Annotated in this window: 4 protein-coding genes; 2 read left to right on the top strand and 2 right to left on the bottom strand. The window is 63.5% G+C overall.

The annotated features are described in order from the left end of the window. Nucleotides 1–33: 33 nt before the first annotated feature. On the bottom strand, nucleotides 34–1,269 hold the full coding sequence (gene codA / locus RDM88_RS11605; protein WP_308754992.1) for a cytosine deaminase: 1,236 nt from the start codon (nucleotides 1,267–1,269) through the stop codon (nucleotides 34–36). A gap of 43 nt (nucleotides 1,270–1,312) precedes the next feature. Further along, nucleotides 1,313–2,569 carry a cytosine permease gene (gene codB / locus RDM88_RS11600; protein ID WP_308754991.1) on the bottom strand — a complete coding sequence of 419 codons (1,257 nt, stop codon included), beginning with the start codon at nucleotides 2,567–2,569 and terminating at the stop codon, nucleotides 1,313–1,315. A 295-nt stretch (nucleotides 2,570–2,864) separates the two neighbouring features. On the opposite strand from codB, the gene RDM88_RS11595 reads away from it, so the two are divergent. Next, complete coding sequence (locus RDM88_RS11595) at nucleotides 2,865–3,887, top strand: LacI family DNA-binding transcriptional regulator (RefSeq protein WP_276874374.1); 1,023 nt, start codon at nucleotides 2,865–2,867, stop codon at nucleotides 3,885–3,887. Nucleotides 3,888–3,902: 15 nt separating this feature from the next. Then, entirely contained in the window at nucleotides 3,903–5,015 is a 1,113-nt protein-coding gene (locus tag RDM88_RS11590) for a dihydroorotate dehydrogenase (RefSeq protein ID WP_276874377.1), read from the top strand. Nucleotides 5,016–5,313: the final 298 nt, after the last annotated feature.

Genomic DNA, 5,313 nt, shown 5'->3' with positions numbered 1-5,313 from the left:
CCGGGTCCGGTTTCCCGGACAAAGGCCGGTCGGTCAGAAGAGGACCTCTTTGTGCGCGGGGGTCGCCTTGGCGATCAGCCTGCCGCGGTTGTAGGAATAGAGGACCTCGCTCTTTTTGTTGAGGGCGTTGTAGAAATTGTCGTTGTTGAGCACGATGAAACTCGCGGGGTTGCCCTCCCGGATGCCGTAGCTGTCTCCGAGGTGCAGCGCCCGGGCGGCGTTATAGGTGCAGAACTTATAGGAGTCCATGATCTGCTGGTAGCCCATCATCTGGCAGACGTGCAGGCCCATGTGGATGACGTCCCGCATGTTGCCGTCGCCGAGCGGGTACCACGGGTCGAAGATGTCGTCGTGGCCGAAGGCGACGTTGTTGCCGTTTTCGAGCAGCTCCTTGACGCGGGTGACGCCCCGGCGTTTCGGATAGGTGTCGAAGCGGCCCTGCAGGTGGGTGTTGACCAGCGGGTTGCAAATGAAGTTGATGTCGCTCATGCGCAGCAGGCGGAAGAGCTTGCCGCAGTAGGCGTTGTTGTAGCTGTGCATCGCGGTCGTGTGGCTGGCGGTGACCATGTCCTTCATGCCGCTTTCGAGCGCGCGGCAGGCGAGCACCTCGAGCCCCTTCGACTGCTCGTCGTCGATCTCGTCGCAGTGGACGTCGACCAGCTTGCCGTACTTCTCCGCGAGCTTGACGCAGAAGTTGACCGAATCGACCGCGTATTCGCGGGTGAATTCAAAGTGCGGGATCGCGCCGACGCAGTCCGCGCCCATCCTGACGGCGTTCTCCATGAGCTGTTCGCCGTTCGGGTAGCTCATGATGCCCTCCTGCGGGAAGGCGACGATCTGGATGTCGACGATCCCCTTGAGCTCCTCCTTGAGCTCGAGCATCCCCTCCATCGCGACCAGCGTCGGGTCGGTCACGTCGACGTGGGTGCGCACATGCTGGACGCCGTTGGACGCCTGCATCTGCACCGCGCGGCGGGCCCGGTCCTTGACGTCCTGCTTGGAGAGCTTCTCCTTGCGCTTGGCCCAGCACTCGATCCCCTCGAAGAGGGTGCCCGACATGTTCCACACCGGGTCGCCCGCCGTCAGGCAGGTGTCGAGGTGGACGTGCGGCTCGATAAAGGGCGGGATGGCCAGGCATCCGGTGCCGTCGACGACCTCCTCGCCCGGGTTGGGGGCGAGGTTCGCGGCGATCTTTTCAAACTTCCCGTCGGTGACGCGGATGTCGACCGCCTCGGTCCCGTTTTCCACAAAGATATTTTTGATCAGCATGTGATGATCTCCTTTCCGTGACGTGTGTTCTCTCCAAACGGCCTCATGCCTTCTCCTTCGGACGGACGGCCATCTCCCAGATGACGAAGATCACGGCCGCGACAACCAGCGAGTTGACCGGCTTGATGCCCCAGCTCACAAAGATGCCGACAAGCGCGCCGCCGATAACCGCGAGGATCGCGCCGAGGTTGACCTCCGGGTTCTTGATGTCCTCTTTGGCGTAGTCGCCGCGGTGCAGGATGTAGTGCAGGATGATGACCGCGCCGACCGGCGGGATCATGCCGGAGAGCAGGTTCAGGTAGCTGACGAAGTTGTTGTTGAGCCACACCGAGAAGACGGTGCCCACAAGGCCGCCGAGCAGGACCATCGGCTTCATCGGAATCTTGGTGATGTTCGAGACGCCCAGCCCCGCGGTATAGAGGGCGTTGTTGTTGGTCGTCCAGATGTTGAGCCCGAGGGTGATGACCGCCGGGATCGCAAGGCCCTGGAGGATGAGGATGTTGAAGATGTCCGCCACGCCGGTGACCGCGCCGCCGACCGCGCCGAAGATCATCATGACCGAGTTGCCCACAAAGAAGGCGACGACCGTCGCGGTGACGGCGACCTTCGGGGTCTTGGAGAAGCGGGTGAAGTTGGGGGTCGCGGTGCCGCCCGAAATAAACGAGCCGACGACGATCGCGATGCCCGCGGCAAGCGTCATCTTGTTGTCCGTGCCGAAGACGTTCATGATGCCGCCCGCTTTCTGGATGCCCCAGCTCACCGAATAGACGCCGAGAATGGCGATCAGGGGGACGGCGATCGAGCCGAGCACCGCCAGCGCCTTGATGCCGAGGTAGGCGGTGATGGTCATGACCGCGCCGGTGACGATGACGAGCGCCCACACGGGCAGCTTGCCCTTGGTCAGCTCGGTGACGGGGAGCGCGAACATCGCGACGCCCACGCCGAACCAGCCGATCTGGGTGATGCTGATGATGGCGGAGGGCAAAAACGAGCCCTTTTCACCGAACGAGCGGTGCGCCAGCAGGTCGAGCGAAAGGCCGGTCTTCTGGCCGATGTAGCCGAGGGTGCCGCAGTAGGCGCCCAGGAACGCGTTGCCGACGATCATTGAAATCAGGAACCCGCTCAGCGTCAGCCCGATGCCCAGGTTGCCGCCGGCGGTCATGCTCGGGGTAAAGAAGGTGAAGCCCACCAGCACCACCATCGCCGCCCACATGCCCTGTACCTTTTTCTCCTTGGGTACCGCGCTGAGGGAATACTCGGAATCCTCCGTCTGGACTTTTTTCTCTTTCAGTTCGCTCATCGTTACCTCCCTTTCTGTCTGTGGCACGCACCGGGCGCGCATTGATGTAAGTAGTTTCATTAGCCGCCACCCACACTATATCATAATATTTCTCACATTTCTATTAAATTTTTGTACAAAATATTGCCTTTTTCTTTGGCAAATTATTTGTATAGTCTTTACCCTCCACCCAGACCAGCGCATTATCTGAAACCGATTACAAATACGTTTTTTTGCCCCGGGCCTTCCGGGGGCCTTGCATTTTCCCGAGCGGGTTGGTAAGCTATAGGTAGATGACTGGAGAGGGGGCGGGGGCTTGAATATCAAGGAGATCGCGCGGCAGGCGCAGGTGTCGGTCGCGACCGTCTCGCGGGTGCTCAACCACCCCGAACAGGTCCAGCCGGAGACCCGCGAGCATGTGCTCGCGGTCATGGAGCAGTTCCGCTACACCCCAAACTGGTTCGCGCGCGGGCTCAATCTCGGCCGTACCAACACGGTCGCCCTGCTCGTGCCCACCTTTGAACACGGCATCTATCAACGGGTCGTCACCGGCGTCGAGACGGTCGCCGCCAAAAAGGGCGCGGGCGTCCTGCTCTGCAACACCCACGGCACCGCCGAGGGGGAGGTGGACTCGCTGCGCATGGTGCTCGACCGCAAGGTGGACGGCGTCCTCCTCGGGGCCGCCCGTCTGAGCGCCGCGCAGCTCGATGCCGTCGGCCTGCGGGAGCGCCCCTTCGTGATCATCGGGCGCGGGGATGGATTGGGCGACGTGACCGCCTGCTACATCAACTTCGAGGGCAGCGCCGCCCGGATGACCCAGCACCTCTTTGAGCTGGGCCGCCGCCGGGTCGACCTGCTGCTCGACGAGGATTCCCACTCGAAGAGCGGCGCGATCCTCCAGGGTTACCGTGCGGCCTGCGCGCAGGCGGGCATCCCCGCCGGGCAGATTCACACCGCCGAGGACAGCCTGCGGGGCGGTTTCCTCGCGGCGAGGCGGCTCTTCGCGGCGGGTGGCCTGCCCGACGCGATCTTTGCCTCGAGCGACGAGCTCGCCTTCGGCGTCATAAAGGCGGCGCGCGCCGAGGGGATCGATATCCCCGGGCGGCTCGCGGTGACGGGGTTCAGCGATTCCCCGATGTGCGAGCTGGTCACCCCCGAGCTCACGAGCGTCGAGCAGCCCGCCCACAGGCTGGGCATGGTCGCCGCGCGCCTGCTCTTCGACCTGATCGAGGACGAACAGCTTGCCGACCACGTGCCGCAGCAGGTTGTGCTCCAGCCCAAGCTGAAAATACGCCGTTCCTGCGGCAACGAGAAATATATCTATGAGCTGTTTGAATGAGAGGGGTTGGGTTTTATGTCGTTGTCAGTGCCTTTTCTGGGCAGGCAGCTGAAAAATCCGGTCATTGTGGCGGCCGGTCCCTGGTCGCGCAGCGCGGCCGCCATCCAGCGGTCGGTCGACGCGGGCGCGGCGGCGGTCGTCACCGAAACGATCACGCTGGAGGCGGGCTCGGTCATCCGGCCGCGGCTTTATCTTGACGACGGGCGGCTCTTCAACACCATGCTCTATTCCACCCTCGACCTCGAGCAGTGGGAGCAGGAGATGGACCGGATCGACAAGCGGGACAGCATGCTGATCTGTTCGATCTGGGGGGCTACCCCCTCGGAGACCGCCTATATCGCCTCCAAGGTGGAACGAATGGGCGCCGACGCGGTGGAACTGAGCATCAGCGCCCCCATCGGCACCAAGAACGAGCGGCTCTCCAGCCATTCGGAGCACATCGGCGAGTTTGTCCGCACGATCGTAGCGGCGGTGGATATCCCGGTGATGGTCAAGCTCTCCTACGACGCGAGCATCAACACCGGATTCGTCCGCGCGATCGAGGAGGCGGGCGCCTCCGCGGTCAGCGCGATCGACAGCCTCAAGGGGCTGTCGGGCGTCGACATCGAGCGCCAGCAGGCCGTCATGCCCACCTACGGCGGCTACACCGGCCCCAACATCCGACCCGTGTCGCTGGCGGTCACCGCCACCCTCTCCCAGCTCACCCGCTGCCAGATCTGCGGCATCGGCGGGATCGAGAGCTTTGAGAACGTGCTGGAATTCATCATGCTCGGCGCCAACACCGTCCAGCTCGCCTCCGCGGTCATGCTCAACGGGTACGGCCTCATCACCGAGATCGTCCAAGGGCTCGCGGCGTGGGCCGACGGGCACGGCGGCAGCATCGAACGGCTGCGGGGCGCCGCACTCGGTTCCCTCATTCCCTTTGAGGAGATCCCCGCGCAGCCGCTCGTGAGCGAGCTGCTCTCCCCCTGCGCGCGGGAGGACTGCTCCCTCTGCGCCGACGGCTGTCTCTATGGCGGCGTGCGCCGCGAGGCGGACGGCATCGTCACAGACCCCGCCCGCTGCACCGGCTGCGGGCTGTGCGTCGCGCGCTGCCCCGACAAAAAACTCCGCCTCGTCTGGAAGTGAAAACAGAAGAGAAACCGGCCGCCCGAAGGGGCGGCCTTTTCTGTCCGCTCTCTTGAAAAAAGCGGGTAAAGAATTTTTTATACGGAGATTGCGCCGTCTCTCCAATACCAGAGCCGTTCTGCCGGCTCCGCCTGCGCGCCTTTCCCCGGCGGGGGTTTTAGATTTGCCGCTCAGTGAGCGGCGGAGCCTGCCGGTAGTCGACCGGCGACGGTTTTAGGTTTTCCGCCCAGAGGCCGGAGGGCCTGTCGGTAGTCGACCGACAGCGAGTTCCTTTCTTGTTCGCCCAAGAAAGGAACCA

This window comes from uncultured Anaerotruncus sp. (genome assembly GCF_902490045.1).
GTDB lineage: Bacteria > Bacillota > Clostridia > Oscillospirales > Ruminococcaceae > Anaerotruncus.
The sequence above is the reverse complement of the archived record's forward strand: the minus strand, read 5'-3'. Positions and strand labels throughout refer to the sequence as shown.